Origin of the sequence: Xanthomonas dyei, from assembly GCF_002939865.1 — a bacterium.
In the GTDB taxonomy this organism is placed as follows: Bacteria; Pseudomonadota; Gammaproteobacteria; order Xanthomonadales; family Xanthomonadaceae; genus Xanthomonas; species Xanthomonas dyei.
This window is the reverse complement of the sequence record NZ_MDEE01000018.1, coordinates 22,722-48,113: the sequence shown is the minus strand read 5'-3', so window position 1 is coordinate 48,113 and position 25,392 is coordinate 22,722. Positions and strand designations below refer to the sequence as shown.

Annotated in this window: 21 protein-coding genes and 1 pseudogene; 12 read left to right on the top strand and 10 right to left on the bottom strand. The window is 65.1% G+C overall.

Annotated features, from left to right (window positions below):
- Positions 1-183: 183 nt before the first annotated feature.
- The 3 genes from XdyCFBP7245_RS13170 to XdyCFBP7245_RS13160 form a co-directional block, all read right to left on the bottom strand.
- Positions 184-1,812, bottom strand: a complete 1,629-nt coding sequence (locus tag XdyCFBP7245_RS13170; RefSeq protein ID WP_170068638.1) for a TldD/PmbA family protein — start codon at positions 1,810-1,812, stop codon at positions 184-186.
- A gap of 486 nt (positions 1,813-2,298) precedes the next feature.
- Entirely contained in the window at positions 2,299-3,453 is a 1,155-nt protein-coding gene (locus XdyCFBP7245_RS13165) for an epoxide hydrolase family protein (protein WP_104616049.1), read from the bottom strand.
- Between the two features lies 1 nt (position 3,454).
- On the bottom strand, positions 3,455-4,372 hold the full coding sequence (locus tag XdyCFBP7245_RS13160; protein WP_267191115.1) for an NmrA family NAD(P)-binding protein: 918 nt from the start codon (positions 4,370-4,372) through the stop codon (positions 3,455-3,457).
- Positions 4,373-4,548: 176 nt separating this feature from the next.
- Here XdyCFBP7245_RS13160 and XdyCFBP7245_RS13155 point away from each other — a divergent pair, with 176 nt between their 5' ends.
- On the top strand, positions 4,549-5,187 hold the full coding sequence (locus tag XdyCFBP7245_RS13155; protein WP_104616048.1) for a TetR/AcrR family transcriptional regulator: 639 nt from the start codon (positions 4,549-4,551) through the stop codon (positions 5,185-5,187).
- Positions 5,188-5,445: 258 nt separating this feature from the next.
- Here XdyCFBP7245_RS13155 and XdyCFBP7245_RS13150 read toward each other — a convergent pair whose 3' ends face one another.
- Entirely contained in the window at positions 5,446-6,462 is a 1,017-nt protein-coding gene (locus tag XdyCFBP7245_RS13150; RefSeq protein WP_104616047.1) for a class 1 fructose-bisphosphatase, read from the bottom strand.
- 283 nt (positions 6,463-6,745) lie between these two features.
- Entirely contained in the window at positions 6,746-7,948 is a 1,203-nt protein-coding gene (locus XdyCFBP7245_RS13145; protein ID WP_104616084.1) for an amino acid aminotransferase, read from the bottom strand.
- A 156-nt stretch (positions 7,949-8,104) separates the two neighbouring features.
- Here XdyCFBP7245_RS13145 and XdyCFBP7245_RS13140 point away from each other — a divergent pair, with 156 nt between their 5' ends.
- From XdyCFBP7245_RS13140 to XdyCFBP7245_RS13120, 5 genes are all read left to right on the top strand, one after another.
- Positions 8,105-10,225 carry a TonB-dependent receptor family protein gene (locus XdyCFBP7245_RS13140; RefSeq protein WP_170068637.1) on the top strand — a complete coding sequence of 707 codons (2,121 nt, stop codon included), beginning with the start codon at positions 8,105-8,107 and terminating at the stop codon, positions 10,223-10,225.
- A gap of 136 nt (positions 10,226-10,361) precedes the next feature.
- Positions 10,362-10,658, top strand: a complete 297-nt coding sequence (locus XdyCFBP7245_RS13135; protein ID WP_104616045.1) for a hypothetical protein — start codon at positions 10,362-10,364, stop codon at positions 10,656-10,658.
- Positions 10,659-10,746: 88 nt separating this feature from the next.
- Positions 10,747-11,238 (top strand): hypothetical protein, encoded by a 492-nt coding sequence (locus XdyCFBP7245_RS13130; protein WP_104616044.1) that lies wholly within the window; start codon positions 10,747-10,749, stop codon positions 11,236-11,238.
- Between the two features lie 375 nt (positions 11,239-11,613).
- Positions 11,614-13,143, top strand: coding sequence for an aldehyde dehydrogenase (gene adh / locus XdyCFBP7245_RS13125; RefSeq protein WP_104616043.1), 1,530 nt, complete (start codon positions 11,614-11,616; stop codon positions 13,141-13,143).
- Positions 13,144-13,336: 193 nt separating this feature from the next.
- Positions 13,337-13,729: a DUF779 domain-containing protein gene (locus XdyCFBP7245_RS13120; protein WP_104616042.1), complete on the top strand. Its 393-nt coding sequence runs from the start codon at positions 13,337-13,339 to the stop codon at positions 13,727-13,729.
- Positions 13,730-13,762: 33 nt separating this feature from the next.
- Here XdyCFBP7245_RS13120 and XdyCFBP7245_RS24170 read toward each other — a convergent pair whose 3' ends face one another.
- Complete coding sequence (locus XdyCFBP7245_RS24170) at positions 13,763-13,936, bottom strand: hypothetical protein (protein ID WP_170068636.1); 174 nt, start codon at positions 13,934-13,936, stop codon at positions 13,763-13,765.
- Between the two features lie 152 nt (positions 13,937-14,088).
- Here XdyCFBP7245_RS24170 and XdyCFBP7245_RS13115 point away from each other — a divergent pair, with 152 nt between their 5' ends.
- The 3 genes and pseudogenes from XdyCFBP7245_RS13115 to ligD form a co-directional block, all read left to right on the top strand.
- On the top strand, positions 14,089-14,487 hold the full coding sequence (locus XdyCFBP7245_RS13115) for a hypothetical protein (protein WP_104616083.1): 399 nt from the start codon (positions 14,089-14,091) through the stop codon (positions 14,485-14,487).
- Entirely contained in the window at positions 14,487-15,443 is a 957-nt protein-coding gene (ku, locus tag XdyCFBP7245_RS13110) for a non-homologous end joining protein Ku (protein WP_104616041.1), read from the top strand. Before XdyCFBP7245_RS13115 ends, ku begins: the two co-directional genes overlap by 1 nt.
- Before the next feature lie 51 nt (positions 15,444-15,494).
- Positions 15,495-17,564, top strand: a pseudogene (gene ligD, locus XdyCFBP7245_RS13105) (DNA ligase D); the annotation flags it as partial.
- Positions 17,565-17,801: 237 nt separating this feature from the next.
- Here ligD and lldD read toward each other — a convergent pair.
- From lldD to XdyCFBP7245_RS13085, 4 genes are all read right to left on the bottom strand, one after another.
- On the bottom strand, positions 17,802-18,962 hold the full coding sequence (gene lldD, locus XdyCFBP7245_RS13100) for an FMN-dependent L-lactate dehydrogenase LldD (RefSeq protein WP_104616039.1): 1,161 nt from the start codon (positions 18,960-18,962) through the stop codon (positions 17,802-17,804).
- 220 nt (positions 18,963-19,182) lie between these two features.
- A complete protein-coding gene (locus tag XdyCFBP7245_RS13095) occupies positions 19,183-20,700 on the bottom strand; it encodes a carotenoid oxygenase family protein (RefSeq protein ID WP_104616038.1) in 1,518 nt (505 codons plus the stop codon).
- Between the two features lie 25 nt (positions 20,701-20,725).
- Positions 20,726-21,148 carry a DUF2141 domain-containing protein gene (locus XdyCFBP7245_RS13090; protein ID WP_228324556.1) on the bottom strand — a complete coding sequence of 141 codons (423 nt, stop codon included), beginning with the start codon at positions 21,146-21,148 and terminating at the stop codon, positions 20,726-20,728.
- Positions 21,149-21,355: 207 nt separating this feature from the next.
- Positions 21,356-21,922, bottom strand: a complete 567-nt coding sequence (locus XdyCFBP7245_RS13085; RefSeq protein WP_104616037.1) for a methyltransferase family protein — start codon at positions 21,920-21,922, stop codon at positions 21,356-21,358.
- A gap of 33 nt (positions 21,923-21,955) precedes the next feature.
- Here XdyCFBP7245_RS13085 and XdyCFBP7245_RS13080 point away from each other — a divergent pair, with 33 nt between their 5' ends.
- The 3 genes from XdyCFBP7245_RS13080 (at position 21,956) to XdyCFBP7245_RS13070 (ending at position 25,035) form a co-directional block, all read left to right on the top strand.
- Positions 21,956-23,182, top strand: a complete 1,227-nt coding sequence (locus tag XdyCFBP7245_RS13080; protein ID WP_170068643.1) for a sensor histidine kinase — start codon at positions 21,956-21,958, stop codon at positions 23,180-23,182.
- Positions 23,179-23,811, top strand: coding sequence for a response regulator transcription factor (locus tag XdyCFBP7245_RS13075; RefSeq protein ID WP_104616036.1), 633 nt, complete (start codon positions 23,179-23,181; stop codon positions 23,809-23,811). The genes XdyCFBP7245_RS13080 and XdyCFBP7245_RS13075 overlap by 4 nt, the downstream gene beginning before the upstream one ends.
- A gap of 972 nt (positions 23,812-24,783) precedes the next feature.
- A complete protein-coding gene (locus tag XdyCFBP7245_RS13070; protein ID WP_104616035.1) occupies positions 24,784-25,035 on the top strand; it encodes a hypothetical protein in 252 nt (83 codons plus the stop codon).
- Positions 25,036-25,392: the final 357 nt, after the last annotated feature.

Here is a 25,392-nt window from a genome sequence, read left to right as displayed (position 1 = left end):
AGGATGGATTTACAGCGTGTCCCGCGTGCGGTGAGGGCACCGCGCCCTCGACGAACTGTGTCGGTTTGGGTGCCCAACGGAACCATCGAGCGATGGAGGCACGCCGTGTTTCGTAAGATCTGAGGGCGGCACACCAAGCCCAACAAAAAATCCGTGCCGTCAACTGCTTTCAGTCCCACACGTTCAGCCCAACGAACGCGCGGTATTGATCACGTTGATGCCATCGAAGCGTGCGGTGGCCGAACCATGCGACACCGCCGACACCTGGCTCGGTTGCCCCTTGCCATCGAAGAACGAGCCGCCTAGGCGGAAGTCGCGCGCGTCGCAGACCGCGCTGCAGGCGTTCCAGAATTCGGGTGTACGGATTTGGTAGGCGCCGTCTTCCACCAGCCGCGTGACCTGGCCGTTTTCGATCTCGTAGAACAGCTGCCCACCGAATTGCGCGTTGTAGCGCTGCTGATCGATCGAGTATGAGCCGCGGCCATGGATGTAGAGCCCGCGCTCGACGTTCTTGATCATGTCCGCCACTGCCAGTGGCGTCTTGCCTGCGGCCAGCGACACGTTGGGCATGCGCTGGAACTGCACGTTGGACCACGAATCGGCGTAGCTGCAGCCGTCGGAAGCGGTCTTGCCGAGCAGATGCGCCTGATCGCGCGTGCATTGGTAATCGACCAGGATGCCGTCCTTCACCAGGTCCCACTGCTTGGTCTTGACGCCCTCATCGTCGTAGCCCACTGCACCCAGGCTGCCTGGCTGCGTCTTGTCGGCGACAAAGGTCACCGCGTCGCTGCCCCAACGGAACTTCGCATCGCGCTTGTCCAGCGTGGCGAAACTGGTGCCGGCGTAATTGGCCTCATAGCCCAGCACACGATCGAGCTCGAGCGGGTGGCCCACCGACTCGTGGATGGTGAGAAACAGATTGCTCGGGTCAATCACCAGATCGTACTTGCCGGCCTTCACCGAGGGCGCGGTGAGCTTGGCGCGCGCCTGCTTTGCGGCGGCAATGGCGTCTTCGCGCGCATCGTAGCTTTTCCCATAACCGACCAGTCCGCCAGGCAGTGCGTGCTTCTCGCGCGCATCGCCGTCCAGATACTCATACCCCATGCCCATCGGCGAAGACAGCCCGTCGCGGGTACGGAATTTGCCGCTGGCCTTGTCCACGGCGGTCACGGTGAAGGGCAGCCACAGCCGGTGCACGTCCTGATCGATATAAGAGCCATCGCTGCTGGCGAAATACTTCTGCTCGTTGATCGCGAACATGCGCGAGGCCACGAAGGTGGCACCGGCGTTGAGCGCAGCCGCATTGACGTCCATCAGCAGCGCGACCTTATCTTGCAGCGGCACTTCCATCGCGTTTTTCTTGATCGGCGTCTTCCAACTGACCTGCCCGGCCGGCGTCACCGGCGCCAGCTGCACCGGCGTGCCGCCCAGCCGCGCATTGGCCTTGGCAATCGCCACCGCTTGCCGCGTGGCGGCGGCCACACCATCGCTGGTCAGTGTGTTGGTCGCGGCAAACCCCCAGGCGCCATCAGCCAGCACGCGCACGCCAACGCCACTGGATTCGGCGTTGACCACGTTCTCCACCTGCGCCTCGCGCGTGATCACGAACTGGCGCAGATACCGGCCCACGCGCACATCGCAATAGCTGGCACCGGCGGCCTTGGCGGTGGTCAATGCGGTATCGGACAAGCGGCGGTTGCGCGCCGCATCCACCGGGCTGAGCAATTGTTCGGCAGCGATCAGGCGCGTATGCGGCAGCAGCAGCCCGGCGGCCCCGATGCTAGACAGGGTGAGGAAGGTACGACGGTCCACGGCGGTTCTCCATTGAAGGCGCGCGACACGACCCCCGCCGTGCCAGCCCACGAGACTGGCCGCTGTGGGCGTTGGCGGTCAAGGGGGCAGCGCAGGCACCGCGCCTGGCAGCTTCACCTGCAGCGCCGTCATGTCCGCCGCGTACCCCATGGTGTTGGGAGCGTGCCAGGGTATTCTCAGGAGCTTGTGACCAACCCCCACAACGACGAGACATCGAATCTATGGGGGGGGGCGTCAGCTCTTGGCGCCGGCCTACGGGCAATGCCGCCTGGCGGCAGCCAAGACCACTAAAAAAACCGCAGAAATCGCATCGTGCGCAATCACGTCGTGGGTCGTTGATACGCAGCAGGTTGGAAGTGAGACGTTGGGTGCATTGCTGGCCTTCCCTGGCCGCGATAACGCTCGCTCAATGCAAAGCGGATACACCGGCACCGTCAGCATGGCGGGGGTACCAAGGCGTTGCGGGCATGTGAGACTCGGTAGCCGTTACCGAAGAGACCGAAAGGTTGTTTGCAGATGATCGATAAAGGCCAGTGGGTTCTCCATCGCAGCAAAATGTCCGCCACGCTCCGCTTCTCCGAAAAAGCGTAGATCCGCAAAGCGTCGCTCTGCCCAGCGCCGGGAAACGCGCACCTGCTCGCCCGCAAACATGCTGATGCCAGTCGGCGTTGGCATTGGATGCGAAGGCATCTGCGTCCTGGCTTCATGCGCGGCTTCCCAATACAGACGTGCAGAGCTGGGTCCTGCGTTGGGGAGCCAATACAGCATGATGTCATCGATGAGGTGGTCCAAGGCGAACACGTTCTCCGGTTCGCCGTCGCTTTGGGAGACGTCCTGGAAGAGTGCATAGATCCATGCAGCCAGGCCCACCGGAGAGTCCGCCAAGCTGAAGCCTACCGACTGCGGTCGGGTGCTTTGCAGCGTCATGTAGCCGGAAAATTCGGTGTAGTAGCGTTTGGCGTCGTCGAGCATCTTCTGCTCAGCCGGTGTGGCGTGTGCGATCTCCTCCTCGCTAGGCGCGAACATCAGCATGTTCAGATGGATACCCACCAGGCCGGGTGGCTGCATGAATCCAAGCGCTGTGGTGATCGCACTGCCCCAATCGCCGCCCTGTGCGGCCCACCGCTCGCCATAACCCAAACGGCGCATCAGCTCGACCCATGCCGCAGCCGTGCGACCGACTCCCCAACCACGGGTCGTTGGCTTTGCGGAGAAACCAAAACCCGGCAAGGATGGGATGATGAGATGAAAGGCGTCCGACGCCTGCCCGCCATGGGCGACCGGGTCACTCAACGGGCCGATGACCTCGCGGAATTCGAGCACCGATCCTGGCCACCCGTGCGTCAGGAGCAAAGGAAGCGCGTTTGGCTCCGGCGAGCGCACATGCAGGAACTGGATCTCCAGCCCATCAATCGTCGTGCGGCTGCTGTTCCAGCCGTTCAATAACCGCTCTGTCGCACGCCAGTCGTAGCCGGACTGCCAGCGCTCCACCAGGCGCCGGATGGGCTCGCTCTGTGGGCCTTGGCTGTGGTCCTCGACTGTTTCCCTGCTTGGCCAACGCGTTTGCTCAAGGCGCTGTGTGAGGTCATCCAGCTGTGATTGGGCAACCTGGATGTGAAACGGTGCAATGACATCGCTCATCTCACGACTCCCGTACATACGTTTTGGCCAGTGTCTGGCGGGCTGTTTGCCAGGAGCGCGCACCGTAGCGATCGTTATCCAACGGGACCAATTTGCCGCGTCCGCTCATCATGTCGCGTAGATACTGCATGCCCTGCCAGGGAGGGAAAGGAGCATCGCTGGCGGGCGTGAGCGCACGCACCGCACCAATGATTGCCGACATCGTCCCGAGCCCGCCGGGTCTGAGCGTGCGATAGCGCTCGCCGGTGAGTTGGGTGAGCAGTTGCGCGATGTCGTTCGGCGAAATGCTGTTGCCGGCAATGCGCAGGTCGCGTGGTGCAGTGGAATCCAGTGCGGCCGCCGCGGTGTAACTGGCGACGTCATCTTTGGCGGTGAAATCCAGCTGCTGGTGTGCGTCGCCAAAATGCATGACACGACGGCCCGGTACCACGAGGCGCGCACTGCCCTCAAGCAGTTCCAGAAAACCGCCGCACAGCACCGAGGTGGCCGCGATCGGTGTGGCATCCAGTTGGTCTCTGAACCGGCGCCGCAAATCCAGGTTTCGATTATCGCCCGGCCGTGTCTTCGTATAGTCCAGTGAGAAATCAGACGGGATGAAGCGAGGGACGCCTGCGCTGACCGCTGCATGCAACAGCTTTCCCTGTTGACCCAGCATGACGTCTTCCAGACCGTTGAGCGCAGAAACAACGCACGCCGCATTCTCGAGCGCTTCTCGTAACGCGCTGGCGTCGTCTATCTCGACGTATTGAACCTTGATGTTCCTGTCTTGCAACGCCGCAACACGGTCCTTCCCGGCACCTTGCCGAACAAGCGCAACCACAGTGGCCCCCTGTTCTTTCAGGGCAAAAGCGATGCGGCAACCAAGGTCGCCGGTGGCGCCTGCAACAACGATTTGGGATGTCACCTCTGTCTTCACCATTTGCCTCTCGCTTGGGTCTTTTTGCGCCAACAACGGCAACGAAAACTGCGACAGAAGCAGAAGGCTTTCTGTCACGCAGCACCTGCGCCATTCGCCTGTTTGGCAGACCATGCAGCGAATAACTGAACGATAGCGTTCAGTTGATGGGAATGCAAGCGACGTGTAACTTTTCGTCCATGAACGCGGTCAAGCAAAAATCAAAAGGCGGACGGCCGCCGCTCGATAAGGCCGGCGATGTCCAGCGGCGCTTACTCGATGCGGCACTGACACTGTTCCTGGAGCGCGGCTTCGAGGACACCTCGTGTGAGGACATCGCGCGACTGGCAGGCGCGGGCAAGGCAAGCTTTTACGCGCGCTACGCCAATAAAGACGCCATTTTTGAAGCGGTCATCCGTCGCGATGTCGACACCCAGCCACTGCCCGCCGCAGCCGGTGTGCCCATGGGTCTGGAGGGGCGCCTGAGACACGCAGGCCAGGGGATGCTTGCGCATGCGTTACACCCCCAGACGGTGGCCATGATGCGTTTGGTCGTCGGCACCTCCATTCGGGCGCCAGCGCTTGCCGCTGACGTCAACCGGATTGGCTGGGAGGGTGGGGTGCGGCGCGTGCATCTGGCGATCCTCGACGGCCCGGATCAACCTGCCAATCCGTCTGCGTTGGCAAGCCACTTCGTCGATCTGGTCTTTGCCCCGCATCAACTGCGCGCGCTGCTCGGCGAGCACCCGGACAGCCTGATCGCTACCGCATCGGACCGTGTGGAGTGGGCGCTTGCGCTACTCAAAGATGCCGGTCAGCTGGAGACCGGACGTGCTTAGCGACACCTTTGAAATCGCAGGAAGCTCCCCGACCGAACCACCAGAACTGCGCGACCTCCCCGACGTGTATTGAGGGGCAACGTCACTGATATCCGGTGACGCCGAGGGTCTGGGCAAACGCCAGCAGGCCCACCGTGAGAGCGGCAAATCCGCGGTTTCATCATGTGCTGCGCAATCTGCCGTTGGCATAAACGCAGACACCCGCACGAGGCGGGTGTCTTGCATGGATCAGTGTTGCGTGTGGCCTGGGCCGGAACGTCAGCCCTGCACCTGATCCGCATCCAGGTGATACCGCGTGGCCTGCGCCACTTCATTCTTCGAGCCCAGGAACACCGGCACGCGCTGATGCAGTTGCGTGGGCTGGATGTCCAGGATGCGTTCGCGCCCGGTGGTGGCCGCACCGCCGGCTTGTTCCACCAGCATGCTCATCGGGTTGGCTTCGTACATCAGGCGCAGCTTGCCGGGCTTGGACGCGTCCTTCTTGTCCCAGGGGTAGATGAAGATGCCGCCGCGGGTAAGGATGCGGTGCACGTCGGCGACCATGCTGGCGATCCAGCGCATGTTGAAGTCCTTGCCGCGCGTGCCGTCCTTACCGGCCAGCAAATCGCCCACATAAGCCTGCATCGCCGGCTCCCAGTGGCGCTGGTTGGACATGTTGATGGCGTATTCGGCGGTGTCTTCGGGCACGCGCATATCGGCCTGGGTCAGCAGGAAGCTGCCTTCTTCGCGCTCCAGGGTGAAGGCGTGGGTGCCGTGGCCGAGCGTGAGTACCAGCATGGTGCTGGGGCCGTAGATACAGTAGCCGGCGGCAACCTGCTGGGTGCCCGGCTGCAGGAAGTGTTCGTCGCCGGGCTTTTCGGTGCCCTTGGGCGCGCGCAACACCGAGAAGATGGTGCCCACCGAGACGTTGACGTCGATGTTGGAGCTGCCATCGAGCGGATCGAACAGCAGCAGGAAATCGCCGCTGGGATATTGGTCGGGCACCGGCTGGCTGTGGTCCATTTCTTCGGAGGCGCACGCGGCCAGATGGCCGCCCCAGGCATTGGCTTCGAGCAGGATGTCGTTGCTCAGCACGTCGAGCTTTTTCTGCGCCTCGCCCTGCACGTTGCCGGTGCCGGCATCGCCGAGCACGCCGCCCAGCGCGCCCTTGCTCACGGCGATGGAAATGCGCTTGCAGGCGCGCGAGACGATGGTGATCAGCTGGCGCAATTCCGCATCGATACGGCCGGCGTGTTGTTCTTCGATCAGGAAGCGGGTCAGCGAGGGGCGCGACATGGGGGCGGGCAGCCTGTGCAGGAAGTGGGCCGCCATTGTCGCCATTGCGCCGTTAGATTTCGATCACTTGCTGCGCGTTCTGTAGCGTGGTTGATCGAATATGTGCGAAGTGAAGGCCGGTGTTGGATGGGCGTGCTGGCCCCCATCCGCCCTTCGGGCACCTTCCCCCGCAGGCGGGGGAAGGCAGCGGCGTCTGCGGGCATAAAAAAACCGGGAGGCGTGTGCGCTCCCGGTGCTTGGTTTGTGCGGGTCGACCGATGCGGTCAACCGCATCGTTGGCCGCTTACGTCCGGCTGACGGTGGCCACGGCCTGGGCCACGTAGTCCAGATTGCGCTGGCTCAGCGCGGCCACGCAGATGCGGCCGGTGCCCACGGCGTAGATGGCGAACTCGTCGCGCAGGCGGTCCACTTGCGACTTGGTCAGGCCCGAGTACGAGAACATGCCGGCCTGGCGCTGGATGAACTCAAATTCCGGCGAGCCCAGCGTGGCCAGCCGCTCGACCAGGCCGGCACGCAGGGAATGGATGCGCTCGCGCATCTCGGTCAATTCCTGCTCCCATACATCGCGCAGTTCCGGGCTGGTCAGCACGCCGGCCACCAGGGCGGCGCCGTGCGTGGACGGGCTGGAATAGATGGTGCGGATGATGCGCTTGACCTGCGATTGCACGGCCTTGGCTTCGGCCGCGGTGGCCGAGACCACCGACAACGCGCCCACGCGCTCGCCATACAGCGAGAACGACTTGGAATACGAGCTGGCCACCACGTAGCTGTCGATGCCTTCGGCAGCGAGCAGGCGCACCGCGTAGGCATCGGCCTCGATGCCCTTGTCGAAGCCCTGGTAGGCGATGTCCACGAACGGGAACAGGTTGCGCTCTTTCAGCAGGCCGGCGACCTGCTTCCACTGGTCCTTGGTCAGGTCCGCGCCAGTGGGGTTGTGGCAGCAGGCGTGCAGCAGCACCACTGTGCCCGGTGCGAGTTTTGCCAGATCGGCCAGCATGCCGTCGAAATTCAGACCGTGGGTCATCGCGTCGAAGTAGGTGTAATCCACCACCTCGAAGCCGGCCGCGCCGAACACCGCGCGGTGGTTTTCCCAGCTCGGGTTGCTGATGGCGATGGTGGAGGTGGGCAGCAGCTTCTTGAGCAGGTCCGCGCCCACGCGCAGCGCACCGCTGCCGCCGACGGTCTGCGAGGTCGCCACGCGCCCGGAGGCCACCAGCGCCGATTCGGCACCGAACAGCAGCTCCTGGGTGGCCTTGTCGTAGGCAGCCAGGCCGTCGATCGGCAGATAGCCGCGCGGTTTGGCGTCCTGCGCGAGCTGCTGCTCGATCTTGTGCACGGCGCGCAACAGCGGGATGCGCCCGTTTTCGTCGTAATAGATGCCCACGCCCAGATTGACCTTATTGGGGCGGCTATCGGCGTTGTAGGCCTCGGTCAGGCCCAGGATGGGGTCGCCTGGAACCTGTTCTACGTTTGCAAAGAAGGACACGGCATGACTCACTGAAGGACGAAAGAGTGGGGTACTTCCGGATCGTTGGCCGCTGCTGGGCCAAACCACTTCATCGTAGCAGGGCGTGGCGGGCGTAGCATGCTTGGTTCCGCACGCAATGATACGGCCACAGGATCGATGAGGGACACTACGCACATGCCCAGACTCACTTTGTTGGCCGCCGCGTGCGGCTTGTTCGTTGCGAGCGCCGTCGCGCCCGCCCTGGCCGCCGAGCCCGCGCCCCAGCTGCTGCCGGCCGTGCAGGTGGATGCCGCGCGCGTGCACGGGGTGGACGACTTCGACTTGCCTGCCTCGTTCACCGTGGTGTCGGCCGACGACGACAACCGCCGCGGCGCGCAGGTGTCCGAGCTGCTGGACGGCATCCCCGGGCTGGTGGCGCGCGACCGCCAGAACTACGCGCAGGACACCCAGCTGTCGATCCGCGGCTTCGGTGCGCGCTCCACCTTCGGCGTACGCGGCGTGCGCCTGCTGGTGGACGGCATCCCGGCCAGCATGCCCGATGGTCAGGGCCAGTTGTCGCACTTCAACGTGCTGGGCGCCGAGCGGGTGGAAGTGCTGCGCGGGCCGTTTTCGGCGCTGTACGGCAACTCTTCCGGCGGCGTGCTGCAGCTATGGAGCGCCGACGGCAAGCCGGATGATCCATGGCGGCTGCGTGCCACCTACGGCAGCAATGCCACCGTCAATGTGGGCGCGCAGTTGCTCGGCCAGCAGGGCGCGGTGCACTACAACCTGGCCGCCAATCACTTCGAAACCGACGGCTTCCGCGACCATAGCCGCGCCAAGCGCGACTCGGTCAACGCCAAGCTCGGTTTCGATCTGGCGCCCGGCAGCCGGCTGGATCTGGTGCTCAATTATCTCGACGCGCCCGATGCACAGGACCCGCTGGGTCTGACCCGCGCGCAATTCAATGCCGACCCGCGCCAGGCCACGTCGGTGGCCACGCAATTCAATACCCGCAAATCGGTGCGCCAATCGCAGGCCGGGGCGATCTTCACCCAGCAATTGGACAGCCAGACGCTGCGGCTGATGGCCTATGGCGGGCAGCGCAGCGTGGAGCAGTTTCTGGCGGCGCCGGTGGCGGTGCAGCGCAACCCGCTGCACGCCGGTGGCGTGATCGATCTGGACAGCAATTACGAAGGCGCCGACGCGCGCTGGGCGTGGCAGGGACAGGCGCTGGGCCGGCCGCTGCAGCTCACCGTGGGCGCCAATGTCGATCGCCAACGGCAGCACCGCACCGGCTACGAAAACTTCGTTGGCGCCACGTTGGGCGTGCAGGGCGCGCTGCGCCGCAATCAGCGCGATCAGGTCGAAAACGTGGACCAGTTCGCGCAAGCCTGGTGGCAGTGGAGCGACCGCTGGTCGGCATTGCTGGGCGTGCGGCATAGCCAGGTGCGTTTCAAGTCGGACGATCACTACATCGTGGGCCGCAATCCCGACGATAGCGGGCGGCGCGATTATTCGGCGACCACGCCGGTGGGCGGTATCGTGTTCCGCGCCACCGACGATCTGCGTTTTTACGCCTCGGCCGGACGCGGCTTCGAAACGCCTACCTTCAACGAGCTGGGCTATCGCAACGATGGCGGCGCCGGTCTGGCGCTGGATCTGGGCTCGGCCACGAGCCGCAACTACGAAGTCGGCAGCAAGTGGCGCGCGCAGAGCGGCGCGGCGCTGCAGGTGGCGTTGTTTCGCGCCGACACCGACGACGAACTGGCGGTGGCCAGCAACACCAACGGCCGCAGTACCTTCCGCAACATCGGCGCCACCCGCCGCCAGGGCGCCGAGCTCAGTTGGCAGCAACCGCTGGGCGCCACCCAGCAGGTGCAGCTGGCTTACACGTTTGTCGACGCCACCGTGCGCGATGGCTATCTCACCTGCGCCAGCAGCGGTTGCGCCACGCCCACCGCACCGGTGGCCAGCGGCTCGCGCCTGCCCGGCGTGCCGCGCCAGCAATTGTTCGCGCGTTGGCAGTGGCAGCCGGCGCAGTGGCAATTCGCCGCCGAAGCGGTGGCCTCCGACGCCACCGTGGCCAACGATCTGGCTACCGAACGTGCGCCCGGCTATGCGTTGGTCAATCTGGAAGCCTCGCGCCGCTGGACCACTGCGCGAGGTGCGGTGCGTACGTTTGCGCGCATCGACAACGCGCTGGACCGGCAGTACGTGGGCTCGGTGATCGTCAACGACGGCAACGGCCGCTATTACGAGCCGGGTCCGGATCGCACCTATACGGTGGGGCTGCAGTGGGATTTTGGTGGCTGAGCAGGCCGCAGGCGGTGCGCGTCCAACAACGCGCCCGCCCCCCGTAGGAGCGCACCCGGGCGCGACGAAGCCGTCTCGCTAACGCACGGGTTGCCATCGACACGCCACACCTGTGCCCACCACACCAGGCCACGCCATGCGCGTCATCGATCACGCCCCCGCAGACTGGTTTCTCCTGCGCGAGGACAACCATTACTGGCTGGACATCAACTGCACGATGTCGGCCACCGGCTTCTCGATCCTGCTGTCGTTGAACGCAACAGAGCGCGCAGATGTGTTGGCAGACGCGCGCACCGCCTGCACGCAACTGGCGGCCCAGGTACAAGCCAGACCACACGCCTATGCCGTGCGCGATAGCAGCGCGCTGCATGGCAACCGCGTGCTTGCGGCAGTGCAGGCATGGCGCGCCGCAGGCGGTACGGCGGCGGCTTGACGCAGCGTCGCGCTAAGCGAAGAAGGCTGTCGTCACTCCCCACACGCGTGATAGCGTTGTTTACTCAACCACTGCATGGAGCGCAACGATGACGGCCTGGAAGCAAGCCTTGGTGTTTTCGGCGACGGTGGCGTGTGTGCTGGCCTGCAATGTGGCCAGGGCAGACCATATGGACATGCGCATCGTGCACGACTACCCCGCCGGTGCCCCGGCCATCGCACAGATCCATGCCTGGCTGCTGCAGCAACCCAGGCCGAGTGATCAAACCAGGCAGATGCCGCCGCCAGCCGCTGCCGATTTGGGCACTGTTCGCGTCAGCACCGTCCTTTTCGACAGGCCCGTGGGCACACGCATCGATGCAGGCACCGCGGCAGTGCCTTTGCCGTCGCAAGGCCGCCCGCGCGATGAAGTCACTATCGATGCATGCAACGCCGGTCAGCGGCATCGCTGGGTCTATGTGTGGCAGCAGACGCCGGCTGCCGCATGGCAGCTGCGCACCTATCAGATGAAAACCGTTGCCGACTGTGCTGCACCGCCGGATGCGGCGATGCCGCTCACATCAGCTGCAAAGACCCCCTGATTCCCCGGCAGTGGCTTAACAATCATCGGGTCAGGCACCAGGAGCATGGCCGTACCGCACCACAGGTAGCGTGCAGACCAAACCGGGCAGCGATCTCGCGATCTGGCGGCGATGTCAGTCACGCCGATGCCGGCCGGTGAGGGCGTCCTGCCGCGCGCCGGTATCGTCCAACCGCGACCGCTTGCCGTCCACTGCAACACGGCATGAGGTGATGTCCCATCACTCGTGCGATGACGCGCTGCAGCGCATTTCAAAGGTAATGCGTTTCTCGCTGACCGTTTTTCGGATGACGCAGCGCAACAGTTTCTACGCCCACATTGCGCTAGCACCGCGGCAGGTATACACGTGGCATCGATCTCTCAGCAGGAGCCCACGATGAACGCGCAATCTGCAACCAAACCGCTCAATACCGACCCGCAGTCCATCTTCAAATCGCGTTACGACAACTACATCGGCGGCGCGTGGGTTGCGCCGCACGGCGGCCAATATTTCGACAACACCACGCCGATCAGCGGCAAGGTGTTTACCTCGATTGCGCGCTCCACCGCGCCGGATATCGAAGCGGCGCTGGATGCTGCGCATGCGGCAAAAGAGGCCTGGGGCAAGACCTCCACCACCGATCGCTCCAATGTGCTGCTCAAGATCGCCGACCGCATCGATCAGAATCTGGAATTGCTGGCCTATGCCGAAACCTGGGACAACGGCAAACCGGTGCGCGAAACGCTCAATGCCGACGTACCGCTGTGCGTGGATCACTTCCGTTATTTTGCCGGTGCGATTCGTGCGCAGGAAGGCGGCATTTCCGAGATCGACAGCGACACCATCGCCTACCATTTCCACGAGCCGCTCGGCGTGGTGGGGCAGATCATTCCGTGGAATTTCCCGTTGCTGATGGCGTGCTGGAAACTGGCACCTGCACTGGCCGCCGGTAACTGCGTGGTGATGAAGCCGGCCGAACAGACGCCAGCGTCGATCCTGGTGTTGATGGAGGTCATCGGCGATCTGCTGCCGCCCGGCGTGCTCAACGTGGTCAACGGGTTTGGGCTGGAGGCCGGCAAGCCGCTGGCCAGCAACCCGCGCATCGCCAAGATCGCCTTCACCGGCGAAACCACCACCGGCCGGCTGATCATGCAGTACGCCAGCCAGAATCTGATTCCGGTGACGCTGGAGCTGGGCGGTAAATCGCCCAACATCTTCTTTGCCGATGTGATGGCCGAAGACGATGATTTTCTCGACAAGGCGGTAGAAGGTTTTGTGCTGTTTGCCTTCAACCAGGGCGAGGTGTGCACTTGCCCGTCGCGCGCGCTGATCCAGGAATCAATCTACGACACGTTCATGGAAAAAGCGCTCAAGCGCGTGGCCGCGATCAAGCAGGGAAATCCGCTCGATCCCAACACCATGGTCGGGGCGCAGGCATCGAGCGAGCAGCTGGAAAAGATCCTGTCGTACATCGACATCGGCAGGCAGGAAGGCGCGCAAGTGTTGATCGGTGGCGAGCGCAATATGCTCGATGGCGACTTGGCCGAAGGCTTCTACGTCAAGCCCACGGTGTTCAAGGGCCACAACAAGATGCGCGTGTTCCAGGAAGAAATCTTCGGCCCAGTGGTGTCGGTCACCACCTTCAAGGACGAAGCCGAGGCGCTGGCGATTGCCAACGACACGCTCTACGGCCTGGGCGCTGGTGTGTGGAGCCGCGATGCGTCGCGGTTGTACCGCATGGGCCGCGCGATCCAGGCCGGGCGGGTGTGGACCAACTGCTATCACGCCTATCCCGCGCATGCCGCGTTCGGTGGCTACAAGCAGTCGGGTATCGGCCGCGAAAACCACAAGATGATGCTCGACCATTACCAGCAGACCAAGAACCTGCTGGTGAGCTATTCGCCGAAGGCACTGGGGTTCTTCTGAGCCATCCGGGCGCACAGGCAGCGCGACTTGCCTGTGCGTCAGCTGTACGCGACACACGGCGCGTGCAACACGGCACGAAGGCTGCCGAATTGTTGGACGCCGCCAACCGTGTCATGCGTGCATGCGCCCCTGTTTCATCGAGGGGCGCATTGCGCCCGGGATGGCGGCCCGAGGTCATTATGGGAGAGAAACGATGCAAGCTGCTGCCGAAACCGACTTGCCATTGCAAGTCATGGCCACGCTGCCAGCATTACAGTTGATCGATACGCTGCGTGCGCGGCACGGCGATCTGCTGTTCCATCAATCCGGTGGGTGTTGCGATGGCTCGTCGCCGATGTGCTTTGCGGTAGGCGACTTCATCGTTGGCGATCGCGACGTGCTGCTGGGCGAGATCGGCGGCGCATCGTTCTACATCAGCGCGCCGCAATTCGAGTACTGGAAGCACACCCAGCTGATCATCGATGTGGTGCCGGGCCGTGGCGGCATGTTCTCGCTGGAAAATGGCGAAGGCGTGCGCTTTCTGGTGCGCTCGCGGCTCTTCAGCGATGACGAATTCTGCCGTCTGCAGGCGGCGGGGCGGGCCTAGCGTCGCCAGACTCGCCCCGCGACCGCGCCGGTGTCAGCGCTCGGGTGCCGGTGTGCTGCCCGGGGTCTTGGCAGGGGTATCGTCATCGGCCGGGATCAAGCGGCCTGGTGCATCGCCTGCACCGCGATCCTCATACTGCTCGGCATCGCGCTTGCCGTGCTGTTCGCCCGGTTGGGTGGGTTGGTCGCGTAAGGGGTCGCGGGACATGGCGCCGCTCCTGGTGTCTGGATGGGCTGCCAGTTCAGCGCGTGCGCGGTGAAGGGCACGCAAATCGCACGATATAAGCGGATTTCTCACGTCTGGATCACGGCAGCGGCGCTACTGATGTGGGCCATCAATGCTGCACCGTGGAGCAGACCATGCGCCCCCAGGACCGCCGTCCCGACCGTCGCCTGTTCAGTGCACAGGTGGAGCCTGCAGCGCCCAAGCGGACCCATCGCAAGCGACCGCCGCTTGATGCCGTCGGTGTGGCGCAGGACTTCCAGTGCTACAGCCTGGCCGATTACCAGCGCCGCCGCCGGCGGGGCGGGCCGACCTGGCGCGATCTGTCGCCGGCCTATGCGTTCGCCCGCCTCACCCACGCTGCAGACTGGCCGCGCGGCAACGATGCGTACTGCGAGCAGGCGCTGGCGGCGCAGTGGGACAGCATGCGCGGCAACTCGCGCCTGGACTGGCCGCATGCGCGCACCATCGTCGAAGACGCGTGGCTGGCGCTGGACCATATTCCCGAGGCAGCCATCCACGGAGCGGCGCACTGATGGCACGACCGATCTGGACCGGAACCCTCTCGTTCGGCCTGCTCAACGTGCCGGTGGCGTTGATGTCCGGCGAGCGCAAGGTGGACCTGCACTTCCGCATGCTCGACTCGCGCGACAAGAAGCCGATCCGCTTCGAGCGCGTCAACGCCGATACCGGCGATGAAGTGCCGTGGAAGGAGATCGTCAAGGCGTTCGAGTACGACAAGGGCAGCTACGTCATCGTCGAAGAGCAGGACATCCGTTCGGCGTCGCCGGAAAGCCACGAGACGGTGGAGGTGGAAACCTTTGTCGATGCGGCCGACATCGACCCGCGCTATTTCGAGAAGCCCTACATCCTGGTGCCAGGCAAGAAGGCCGAAAAAGGCTATGTGTTGTTGCGCGAAACGCTGCGCGACACCGGCAAGGTAGGTATTGCCAAAGTGGTGATCCGCACCCGCGAATACCTGGCCGCGGTGATGCCGCAGGGTGATGCGTTGATCCTGTTGCTGCTGCGCTATCAACAGGAAGTGGTAGACCCGCAGGACTTCAAATTGCCGGCCGGTGCGGTGGGCGAGTACCGCATCACGCCCAAGGAACAGGAGATGGCCAGGCAGCTGATCGAGTCGATGTCCGGCACCTGGCAGCCGGAGGACTATCACGACGAATTCCGCGGCAAGCTCGAGAAGATCCTGCGCAAGCGCATCCAGGACAAGGGCGGCACCACGCAGGTGGATGTGGAGCCCACCCAGCATGAAGACGCCACCACCAATGTGGTGGATTTCATGTCCTTGCTGCAGAAAAGCCTGCAGGCCAATACGCGCACACCGGCCAAGAAGACCAGCAACGCTGGCTCGAATGCAGTACCGGCCAAAAAGGCTGCAACCAAGAAGGTCGCCAAGAAAGCCACCCAGAAGACGGCGAGCAAGGCGACCAAGAAAACCGCTGCAAAAGCCGCACCGCGCCGCAAGGCCGGCTAGCCGATGGGCCGGCACGATAACGCCACCAAGCGCAGCCCAACGCAGTCCACTTGGCGCACGCGTGCACTGGAGTTGGATGGCGCACGCGCTGCGCGGTGTCCGACAGACTTGCGTGCGCAGCTCACGCTGTTGCGCGAGCAGGCCCCAGACGGCGATGGATGGCTGCACGAAATCAAATGGGATGGATATCGCCTGCTGGCCGACCTGGTCGATGGCCGTGTGCAACTGCGCTCGCGTAACGACCAGGCATGGACCGACCGCTTCCCGCAGGTAGTGAGCGCGCTGCAGGCGTTGCCGGTGCGCGACGCGCGGCTGGATGGCGAGCTGGTGGTACTGGATGCGCAGGGGCGTAGCGATTTCTCCGCATTGCAACGGGCGCTGGATGGCAGCGCGCGGCAACCCCTGCGCTATCTCGTGTTCGATCTGCTCGGTGTGGCCGGCGTCGATCTACGCGATACGCCGCTGCTGCAGCGCAAACAGCTGCTACGCGCATTGCTAGGCAACACACCGGGCACGTTGGCTTACAGCGACCATGTGATCGGGCGCGGGCCGGAGGTGTTCGCGGCCAGTGCCGACAAGGGCTGGGAAGGCATCGTCAGCAAGCGTAGCGATGCGGCGTATCGCGGCGGCCGCGGTGCGGATTGGGTCAAGACCAAGCACGAAGACAGCGACGAGTTTGTGGTGGTGGGATACACAGATCCCAAGGGCGCACGCAGTGGCTTCGGTGCGTTGCTGCTTGCACAACCGGACGGCAAGGCGCTGCGTTACGTGGGCCGCGTGGGCGCCGGTTTCGATGACGCATTGCTGGACAAGATCACCACGCAACTGCGTGCGTTGCACAGCGACACCGCCACGTTGGAACTGCCATCGCATCTGCCGGGCCGTCCGCGCGACGTGCACTGGGTGCGGCCGGCGCTGATCGCCGAAGTGGCATTCCGTGGCTGGGCCAAGCAAGGGTTGTTGCGGCAGGCTGCGTTCAAGCGGCTACGGCAGGACAAACCGATGATCGATCTGGGTGGCGACCGCGCTGCACCCACCAAGCGCGCGACCAAGACACGCGCTTCAGCAGCGACATCGAGCGTGGCGACGCGGGAGACCGCGAGCAAAAAAGTCTCCACGACCACGAGCAGCGTTGCGAGCACACGCACACGCGCTGACGAGACAGCGTCCAAGAGCAGGACATCCGTGGCATCGAGCGTCACCACCACTGCATCGGCCACGTCGAAGAAGACAGCGGCGGCGCTGTCCACCGACGGTGTCACCATCACCCATCCCGAGCGCGTGGTGTTTCCTGCGCTGGGCATCAGCAAGGGCGAGGTGGCGGCCTACTACCGCGCCGTGGCGCCGCTGGTGTTGCCGGAGGTTGCGCGCCGGCCACTGTCCTTGCTGCGCTGCCCCGATGGCGTGGGCGGCGACTGTTTCTTCCAGAAGCACCAGGGCCGGCAACTGGGCGCGCATATCGAGGCGATTGCGCTCAAGCAGAAAAGCGGCACTGAGGATTATTTGTATATCGAGGATGCGGCCGGCTTGCTCGAGCTGGTGCAGATGAACACGCTGGAGCTGCATCCGTGGGGGGCGTGCGTCGACGACCCGGAGCATCCGGACCGCCTGGTATTCGACCTGGATCCGGGCGAACAGGTCGCCTGGTCCGCCGTGGTGGCCGCCGCGCGCGACATCCGCACCAAGCTGCGCGCGGCGGGACTGGAAAGCGCAGTGCGCTTATCCGGCGGCAAGGGGCTGCATGTCGTCGTGCCGGTCGTGCCCGATGTCAGCTGGGAGCAGGCGCGCGATTTCTGCGAGGCATTCGCGCAGGCGCTGGCCACGCAGGCACCGGAGCGTTACGTGGCCACCATGAGCAAGGCCAAGCGGCATGGGGTGATCTTTGTCGACTGGCTCCGCAACGGCCGCGGCAACACCAGCGTGTGTTCGTGGTCGCTGCGCGCGCGCGACAAGGCCACCGTCGCGGTACCGCTGCACTGGGAAGAACTCGGCAAGATCAGCGGGCCGGATGCATTTCCGATCGACAAGGCCGTGCAACGTGCCAAGCGTCAGCGTAGTGACCCGTGGGCGGAGGTGCTGGCAGTGAAGCAACGGTTGCCGACAGGCGAGGGCAAGCGCTAACGATTGATATGGCGCGCAGTCGCTACGCAGAAGCAGTGCGGCGTAGGAAGTACGCGTACTTCCCGATGTCGAAGCATCGTGCCCGCTCAAGCAAAGACTGCAGCCGTGTTATGGCCCGCTGAAAGAAGGGCGAACAGCGGTGGCAGGCAACGCCGCCATTGCTTATTGCTCGGCATGCACGCAGCAAAACCAATACAGCCAAGCGCTTTTACCGATTCCCAATTCTCCATTCCCGATTCAAGGCGACGCAGCGTTCTCGCGCGTCACCCGGCTCAACGCATCGCCACTGATCTCGGCAATCGAATGCGTGCCGGTCAGCGTCATCGCCACGCGCATTTCCTTCTCGATCAAGCTCAGCAGATTTTCCACGCCGGCCTGCCCGCCGGCCGCCAGCGCGTAGACGAATGCGCGGCCCAATAACACCGCATCGGCACCGAGCGCGAGCATGCGCACCACATCCAGCCCACTGCGGATGCCCGAGTCGGCCAGGATCTTGAGCTGCCCCTTCACTGCATCGGCAATGGCCGGCAACGCGCGTGCGCTGGACAACACGCCATCGAGCTGGCGCCCGCCGTGGTTGGACACCACGATGCCGTCGGCGCCGAAGCGCACCGCATCGCGCGCATCGTCCGGGTCCAGGATGCCCTTGATCACCATCGGCCCGGTCCAGAACTCGCGGATCCATTCCAGGTCTTTCCAGGCGATCGACGGGTCGAAGTTGGCGCCGAGCCAGCCGATGTAGTCCTGCAAGCCGGTGGGGCTGCCGCGATAGGCCGAGATATTGCCCAGATCATGTGGTTTGCCGAGCAGGCCCACGTCCCACGCCCAGCGCGGATGCGTCACCGCTTGTAGCATCCGCCGCAGCGATGCATTGGGCCCGCTCATGCCCGAGTGCGCATCGCGGTAGCGCGCGCCCGGTGTGGGCATGTCCACGGTGAATACCAATGTGGTGACGCCGGCCGCCTTGGCGCGCTCCAGCGCGTTGCGCATGAAGCCGCGGTCCTTGAGCACGTACAGCTGGAACCACATCGGCCGGCCGATGGCCGGCGCCACTTCTTCGATCGGGCACACCGACACCGTGGAGAGGGTGAACGGGATCCCGCGCGCGGCCGCCGCACGTGCGGCCTGCACTTCGCCGCGCCGCGCATACATGCCGGTGAGCCCGACCGGTGCCAAAGCCACCGGCATCGCCAGGGTTTCGCCGAACAGCTCGGTGCTCAGGCTCAGGTCGGACATGTTGCGCAGCACCCGCTGGCGCAGCGCGATATCGGCCAGATCCGAGACATTGCGCCGCAGCGTGTGCTCGGCGTAGGCGCCACCATCGATGTAATGGAACAGGAACGGCGGCAAGCGCGCCTGCGCGGCGGCACGGTAATCGGAAGCGGCAGAGATGATCATCGAAGACGGACGACAGCTGCGGGGTAGCCGCTGAGTGTAAGGCGATCGGTGTGTTGCGGGGATGGGCGGCGGGCCTGTTGGTAGCAACGCGTGTCTTGCAACGGCCACGCTGTTCGTCAGGGTGGCGATGGCCTTGCCGTTCGCAACGCGCCAGGCGTCGCGCGGTGGAGATGGCCGTCAGCGGTCATAGGACGCAAGCGCGGTCAGCTCATCAGCGGCGCTATGCAGCCGCCACAAAATGCCCGTGAAATCCCAGCGGAATCGCGTAGGGCAGCCATGCCTGCGCAATCGGCCCGGCATCGATGTGCTGTGCGTCCAGCACCATCAACCCGGTGCATGCGCGCTGGGTGTCGAGCACCGTTCCCACCAGCCAGCCCTGGTCCGGGCGGGTGCTGCCGGGCTTGGCGACGAACACATGTTCTTCGGCCAGCACGTGTGGGCCGTAGCGATGCACCTGGCGGCGGTCGCGTTCCAGGTCGTAGCCGGCCACGGCATTGAGAAACGGCGACTGGTTCGGGCCATCGATGCACGGCGCGTACAGACGTGCGCCCTGCGTGCGTGGGGTGCGGTGGTCGAACAGCGGCAGTTCCAGGTTGTCCACCGGATGCACCTGCCAGTGCGCGCGGCCACTGGCCAGATCCAGATGCAGGCTGCGTAGCTGCACCGCTGCCGGCGCGGCGTTCGGGTCGCCGTGCATGGCCGCACGCATCGGCGAGCTGGCTTCTTCCGGATCGGTGTGCACGATGGCGCGCACCACGATGCGGTCGTGCTGCGCGTAGGCATCGGCAAAGTGGTAGGCCACCGCAAAGTCGGCCTCGAACCAGCGCGGTTGGTCCAGTGCATCCTTGGGCACCACCGCAATCCGGCAGGGCGCATCCGGGGTGAAGCGCATTTGCTCGAAAAACGCGCCGTCGCCGTCCAGCCGCCGATACGGCGCCATGACCAGGATCAGATGGCGATCGGTCATCGCAAAGCTGTGCATGTAGGCGGGCGCGTCGGTCTGCAGCAGCTGCACGTTGCGCAACGTGGCATCTGCGCCCAGGTGCCAGAGCACCACGCCGGTGGAGCCCACCACGCTGATCGAACCGACATTCCAGACGCTGCCATCGTGGTCGGTCAATGGGTGCGCAGAAAACGGCATCGCAGCCAGATCTTCGCGCCAGGTGACCGGGCCGATGGTGCTTAGCGCGTCCGGGTCCAGTTCGATCGCCGAGCCGGCTTCCCATAGCGCGAATAGGCGGCCATTGAGCATCGTCACCGAGATGTTGGCGGTGTTGACGTCGTCGTTGTTGCGCGCCGGCTGCATGTTCGGCACGGAGGTGCCGGCCGCGCGATACAGAAAGCGCCCGGCCTGCTGCTCCTGGGTGAACTTGTGGGTGGCCACCATGCGCCCGCGGTGCTGCACCTGGCCGCCGCCCAGCCGCCAGCGGTGCACCATGCCGTCGCCGTCGAACCAGTGTTCGTAGCGGAACCCGGCGCGCTCGGTCCAGGCCGGGCCATTGCGATACAGGCTGCCTGCCAACCCCTCGGGCAGTGCGCCCTGCAGCGTTGTGGTGGCCGGCCCCAGGGTGGGGCTGGTGACGCTACGCCAGCCCAACAGCCACGGCGTGCGCTGCAACTGCGCCTGGAACGCGGCCGCTTCTGCGGCGTGTGCAGGCAGGCTGCGCAAGGCAAAGCCGCCCAGCGCAGCGCTGCCGGTGGCGGCCAGTAACGATTGCAGGAAGCGGCGGCGGTGCATGCATGGCTCCTTTCGCGCTTGGGCCTCAGCGCATCTGCACGCTGAGGCGTTTGCCGCTGGCCGGCAGGTCGAAGACGATCTCGTCGAAGCCGGGTTTACGCATGCCGGTGGGGTTGTTGCTGAAGCCGTAGCCTTCCACCGGCATGCCGATCAGGTTGGTGTCCAGCTTGCCGTTGGCGTTTTCGTCGTGATTGACCATCACCGCGTAGCGCCCGGGCGCCAGATTCTTGAACTGGATATGCGGTGCGCTGCTGGTGATCGGCACCGTCTGCGCCTGCACCGGGGGTTGGGCGTTGTCCAGTTGCGCGGCGGTGGCGATCACCGCAATCCGTAACTGGCCCTGTTGCGAGCGCAGTCCGCTGATACCCACGTCCAGATCGGCGGCGTTGACGGCAGCGCTGCCAAGCAGGCTGACCAAGGCGACAACGGCGTAAGTGCGGGCAAGCATGCAACTCTCCTGGCAACGATGGGGGATGCGGCGCGCGCAGCCCGATGGTACGCAGCGCGCCAACCCGGCAGCGGTGGCGGCCGTCGCAGATCGGCCGATGCGCAGCGACACCAGACAGTGCGGCACTGCTCCCGCGTGCATGTGGCGCAGGCCGAACCGGTGTGCGAGCGCGCGAAGCCCTGCAGCGTTGCAGGCGCTGCTGCCAACTCACCACACCAGCGGCAGCAAGCGGCGGCTCTGCGCGGCATAGGCCGGGTAGGCAACCGGGAAGGCGCGTTGCAGTGCGGCTTCTTCGATCCGGATGCGATGCAGGAACGCCAGCGTCACCGGCACCACGATCGCCGCCACCGACAACGCATTGCCCATGCCCAGCGCCAGCCCGTAGAAGGCCATCAGCGCGCCGGTATAAGACGGATGACGCAGCAAACGATACGGCCCGCTGCGCACCAGTTGGTGGTCCGGCTGGATGGTCACATCCACCGTGAACCAGCGTGCCAGCACCTGGATGGCCCACACCCGCAACGCCAACCCGCCGCCGATCAAGGCGCAGCCGGCCCACTGCAGCGGCGCGTGCCAGCTCTGCGGCCAGTGCGCCAGCCCGCTGTAGGCCAGCGCCACCGCAATGGCCACCGCCGCATACAGCACCCGCCACAACTGCTGCAGCGTGCCCTGATCGTGCGCGCCGCCATCGCTGGCGCGGCGACGGCGGCTGAGCAGCACTTCATAGCCGCCCCAGATCAGATTGAGTGCGAGAAACAGACTGGAAGCAGACATGGCGTGACTCCGTGGCGATGGGGTGGGTTGGTGATGCCAGTGTGCGCAGGCGCTGCGCCCGGCACAGGGGCCGCAGGTCATCGATCCCACCTGCCGGAAGTCACTTTCTGCAGGCGCACCATTGCCGAGCGGCCACGCGGCGGTCAGCATCGCCGCATGACATCCCTCCTGCGCGACATCACCAAACCGCTGAACCTGGCCGGCATGCTCACCATCGCGGCGGTCATGCTGTCGTTCGGTCCGGAACTCTCACCGTCTGCGCGATGGCGCTGGGCCACCTTGATTGGCTTCACCCTGGTGTTCCTGTTGCGCTACCTGCTGCCGCCACGGCCGCTGCCGCAGCATGGCGCCCTGTTGCTGCAGGCACTGCTGGCGGTGGCCTTGGTCTGGCTGGAGCCGCGCACCGGGACCTCGCCGGTGTTGCTGGTGCTGGTGGTCGCGCAGGCGGCGATGCGCTGGCAACCGCCGCAGGTGCTGGCGTTGATGCTGGCGATCAATGCGGCCATGTATGCGGTCTTCGTGCAGGCGCACGTCCCGCGCCCACTGCTGATGGTGACCATCTACACCAGCTTCCAGGCCTTTGCCGCGCTGACCGCCAACTACGCGCGCAGCGCCGAGCGCGCGCGCGATGCGCTGGCCTACGTCAACGCCGACCTGCTGGCCACACGCGCGCTGCTGGCCGACAGCGCACGCGACGCCGAACGCCTGCGCCTGGCGCGCGAGCTGCACGATGTGGCCGGGCACAAACTCACCGCCATGCGCATCAATCTGCGCCTGCTCAGCGCCGACCCCGCGTTGGCGCAGCGCGACGACATTGCGGTGCTGGAGCAGCTGTCTGCCGAACTGCTGGCCGACATCCGCAACGTGGTGCAGTCCATGCGCGACGACCGCGGCCTGGACCTGCAAACCGCGTTGCGCGCGCTGGCCGCACCGTTCCCGCGCCCGGCGCTGCGCCTGCGCATCGACCCGGACGTGCGCATCACCGATGCCCGCGTGGCGGAGTTATTGCTGCGGCTGGTGCAGGAGGCGCTGACCAATGCGGTGCGGCATGCCGATGCCGATGAAGTCGCGGTACATCTGCACTGCGAGAACGCGCAGCTGCGCGTGGACATTCAAGACGACGGCCGCCGCGCCGAGTGCATCCGCGAAGGCAACGGCATCATCGGCATGCGCGAACGCCTGGCGTCCCTGCAAGGCCACCTCGATCTAGGCCTCACCCCCACGGGCGGCATGCATCTGACTGCGAGCGTTCCGCTATGAGTTCACTTCGAATCGCCCTGGCCGACGACCAGATCCTGGTCCGCGCCGGCTTGCGCGCCTTGCTGCAGCAGCAAGGCGTGGAGGTGGTCTGCGAGGCCGACGACGGCCAGGCATTGCTGGATGCGCTCAGCGTCACCGCGGTGGATGTGGTGCTCAGCGATATCCGCATGCCCGGCGTCGACGGCATCCAGGCGCTGGAGCAACTGCGCGCCCGCGGCGACCGCACCCCCGTGCTGCTGCTGACCACCTTCGACGACAGCGACCTGCTATTGCGCGCCACCGAAGCCGGCGCGCAGGGCTTCCTGCTCAAGGACGCCGCCCCGGAAGACCTGCGCGATGCCATCGCCCGCGTCGCCGCCGGCGAAACCCTGCTGCAACCGGTCAGCACCGACCCGGTGCGCGCGCGGTACCAGTTCCGCGACCAACAGGCGCCGAGCGAGACCTTCAGCGAACGCGAGGTGGCGATCCTGCGCCTGCTGGCCGGCGGCTATTCCAACAAGGAAATCGCCCGCACCCTGTTCCTGGCCGAAGGCACGGTCAAGAACTACGTCTCCACCATCCTGGAAAAGCTCGGCACCCGCGACCGCACCCGTGCGGTGCTGAAGGCGATCACCTTGCGGGTGATTTGAGGGCGGGGAGTGGGGGTTGGGATTGGGCAGAGCGCTGTCCCGGGGCTGGTGACGGGTGGGATTGGGGATTGGTAAGCGCGCTATCGGGGGCGGCGTGAGGTCGGGATTGGGGTTGGTAAGCGCGCGACCGCGAGCGGTTTTAGGGTGGGATGGGGGAGTTAGCAGTGGGGGGAAGACCGCTACCGGGAGCGGCCGCCGGCAAGCCGTGCAGCCTTCGCGAGTCATTCGCGCCAGCCAACCGCCTGCACTATCTCCGGGCGCGGATCGCAGGCAACGTTGGCCACCGGCCGGCGCCCATGCGTGCCGCGTCATCCGGACAGCGTAGGAGCGGACCCGGCCGCGACCGGCTTCACCGATATCGGTAACGCCTATTCGCGGCCGGGTCCGCTCCTACGACAGCCTTGCGCATTCGGGAGATGGGGCGAGCTGAGGTTGGTCGGTGCCAAAGACTTTCACCGATGCCGTAGCAGACGTCAGGCGCCAAGCAGCAGCTGATGTAATCAGGAGCTCAAAGCCTCTCTCCTGCGGGAGAGGGACCGGGCAAAGCCACCCGCGGAATCTGACGACACGGAGCTTCGCCTCAGCCTCGCCCATCCCTGCGGAGCAGCTTCGTGCAAAGGGAGAAGTAACAGCCCGCAGCCAGTCCGCATGGCTCGGTGCCAGCGACCAGCTACTCCAGGTTTACCCCTGGGTTGACCTAACAGCGTGACCAAAAAGCCACTTTTCCCACAGGTCACGCAGCTGTGGCGAAGGCAGGCAGCGACGCCAAGCACGCCGGTCCGTCAACCAGCTCGCACTCCGCACGGCTGCTCTATCTAGTTGTTTCAAGAAGGGTTTCCAGAATCCGTCAGCCCCCAACAGCAACCGTAAGGTTGCCGTCAGGTCTGGCGAGCGGCCACGCACCAAGGTGATCCGGCGGCCACTGGCGCCGCCCGGAAACGCGCCGCGCTCCGGTCTGCTGCGGAGTCCGTCATGCGCCATACCCGATCTCTTGCCGTGCTCTTCGTTCTATTCGTCATGGTGGCTTGGTCGGGACCGACGCAGGCCGAACTTCCCGCACCCTGGGCCCAGGCCGCGTTGCTGACCAAGCCGTCGGCGGTCGACCCTGTTCTGCGCATGGTCTTTGGTCCTGGCGAGCTGGACAGGCAGCGCGCCGCAGCCCGCGTCTGCGATAAAGATGCCTGCAATCCGCTCGGCCCCGACGCGTCCCCGGCCTGGTTATGACCAACGCAGGGAACGAGCAACCACCGGCAGGCAAACAGCGGTCTGTCTGGGTTGCCGGGAACCGGCGGACCCATAACGTCTGTTCAATCACGTGAACCGGCACGACAGTGCGCTCCCGGTGCCGACCGCATTTCTGACCGACTGGCACCTCGGCATCCAATGCCGTCTGTGTGACGGCTTCGGTGCAGCGCTTGCCCCAATGACCGCATCGCGGCTCAGCGCCTGGATGGCCGCACGCATTGCGTGCGCTTTTCGCTCCACCGTTCAACGAACCCGAGCGGCACATCGCTCGGCAGCAACCCACCGGACCGCGTGCAGCACCAGACCAAGAGCGGCGAGGAACTGACTGTGCGACTC